This window comes from Pinirhizobacter sp. (assembly GCF_035317885.1).
GTDB lineage: Bacteria > Pseudomonadota > Gammaproteobacteria > Xanthomonadales > Rhodanobacteraceae > Pinirhizobacter.
Map to the genome: position 1 here is coordinate 1 of NZ_DATHFX010000174.1, position 2,113 is coordinate 2,113.

Here is a 2,113-nt window from a genome sequence, read left to right on the forward strand (position 1 = left end):
GCCGGCGAATTTTTCCATCAGGTCGAAGATGGCATCGGCCTTGTCGCCGTTCAGGCCGTCCTTCGCCGCGCCTTCGCGGAACTTGGCCCGCTCCTTGGCCATTTCCTCGACTTTCTTCTTGCCCATGGCGCGGCGGAGCAGGTCCGCGCCGCCGAGCGAGTACCCGCCGACGATCTGCGCCATCTGCATCACCTGCTCCTGGTAGACCATGATGCCGTAGGTCTCTTTCAGGATCGGCTCGACGCGCGGGTCGGGGTATTCCACCACCTCGCGGCCGTGCTTTCGCGCGCAGAAACTCGGGATCAAGTCCATCGGGCCGGGGCGGTACAGCGCGCCCAGCGCGATGATGTCTTCGAAGCGGTCGGCCTTGGCTTCCTTGAGCAGGCGTTGCATGCCCGCCGATTCGAACTGGAAGATCGCGACCGTCTGCGCTTTCTTGAAAACCTCATCGTAGGTGAAGGCATCGTCCAGCGGGAGCGCTGCGATGTTCAGCGCTTCTTCGCCGGCCTCGGCGCGGCGCACGTTGATGGCCTTCACCGCCCAGTCGATGATGGTCAGCGTGCGCAGGCCCAGGAAGTCGAACTTCACCAGGCCCACGGCTTCCACGTCGTCCTTGTCGAACTGCGTGACCACGCCTCCGCCGCCCGGCTCGCAATAAAGCGGGGCGAAGTCGGTCAGTGCGGTGGGTGCGATGACCACGCCGCCGGCGTGCTTGCCGGCATTGCGCGTGAGGCTTTCCAGCTTCAGCGCCAGGTCGATCAACGATCGCGATTCGTCGTCCTGGTCGTAGAGCTCGCAGAAATCCTTGACGACGCGGTCGGTTTCCTTCTTCGACTTCTCGGATATGCCCAGCGCGTCGCTCAACGTGAGGTCGAGCGGGCGGTTGGGAATCAGCTTGGCCAGCCTGTCGACCTGGCCGTAGCCCATGCCCAGCACCCGACCGGAGTCGCGAAGCACCGCCTTCGCGGCCATCGAACCGTAGGTGATGATCTGGCTGACATGATCACGGCCGTACTTGCGCGCAACGTAGTCGATCACTTCGTCGCGGCGGTCCATGCAGAAGTCGATGTCGAAGTCGGGCATCGATACGCGTTCGGGATTGAGGAACCGTTCGAACAGCAACGCGAACTGCAGGGGATCAAGGTCGGTGATGTTCAGCGCCCAGGCGACCAGCGAGCCTGCGCCCGAACCGCGGCCCGGCCCCACGGGAATGCCGTTTTCCTTCGCCCAGCCGATGAAGTCCGACACGATCAGGAAGTAGCCTGGGAAGCCCATGTTGACGATGACGTCGACTTCGCGCTCAAGGCGGCTTTGATAGTCCTCCAGCGCGCATCCCAAGGCCATCGGGTGCGCGGCCAGGCGCTCGGCCAGGCCCTCGCGGGCGCGGACGCGGATGTAGCTGGCCAGGTCGTGTCCTTCGGGAACGGGGAAATCCGGCAGGTAATACGTACCGAATTTCAGTTCCAGGTTGCAGCGGCGGGAAAGCTCGACGGTGTTTTCCAGCGCCTCGGGGACGTCGGCGAAGAGCTTGGCCATTTCCTCTGGTGTTTTCAGGTACTGCTCGGCCGAATAATCGCGCGGGCGTTTCGGATCGGCCAGCACGCGGCCCTGGTTGATGCACACGCGCGCTTCGTGCGATTCAAAATCGTCCTGGTCGATGAAGCGCACGTCGTTGCTGGCGATGACGGGCAGATCCATCGCGCCGGCCACGGCAAGGGCTGCGTTGTTCCACAGTTCCTCGCCCTCCCGACCGGTGCGCGTGAGCTCAAGGTACAGGCGGTCGGGGAAGATGCGTGCGAGCGGCGTGAGCTTCAGCAAAGCGGCCTCGACGCCGCCGGACGGCGCCACCCGCGCCGCCTCGCTTTCGCGGCCGCAGATGGCGATGAGGCCCGCCATGGACGGTGATGTCATCCAGCCGGCCTCGACAAAGGCCTTGCCGCCGTGCTGCCCGTCACGCCAGGCCTTCGACACGAGCCGGGACAGGTTCAGATACCCGGCGTGGTCCTGGCAAAGCAGGGTAAGCCGCCAGGGGCGGGGATCGTCATGGCCCACCACCCAGACATCGGCGCCGGCGATCGGCTTGATGCCGGCAGCCTGGGCGGCCTTGTAGAAT

General features: G+C 64.8%; 1 protein-coding gene. It reads right to left on the reverse strand.

Annotated elements, in window-relative coordinates:
* On the reverse strand, window positions 1-2,113 hold a 2,113-nt coding region (locus tag VK519_RS05415; protein ID WP_324348110.1), incomplete at both ends, for a DNA polymerase III subunit alpha.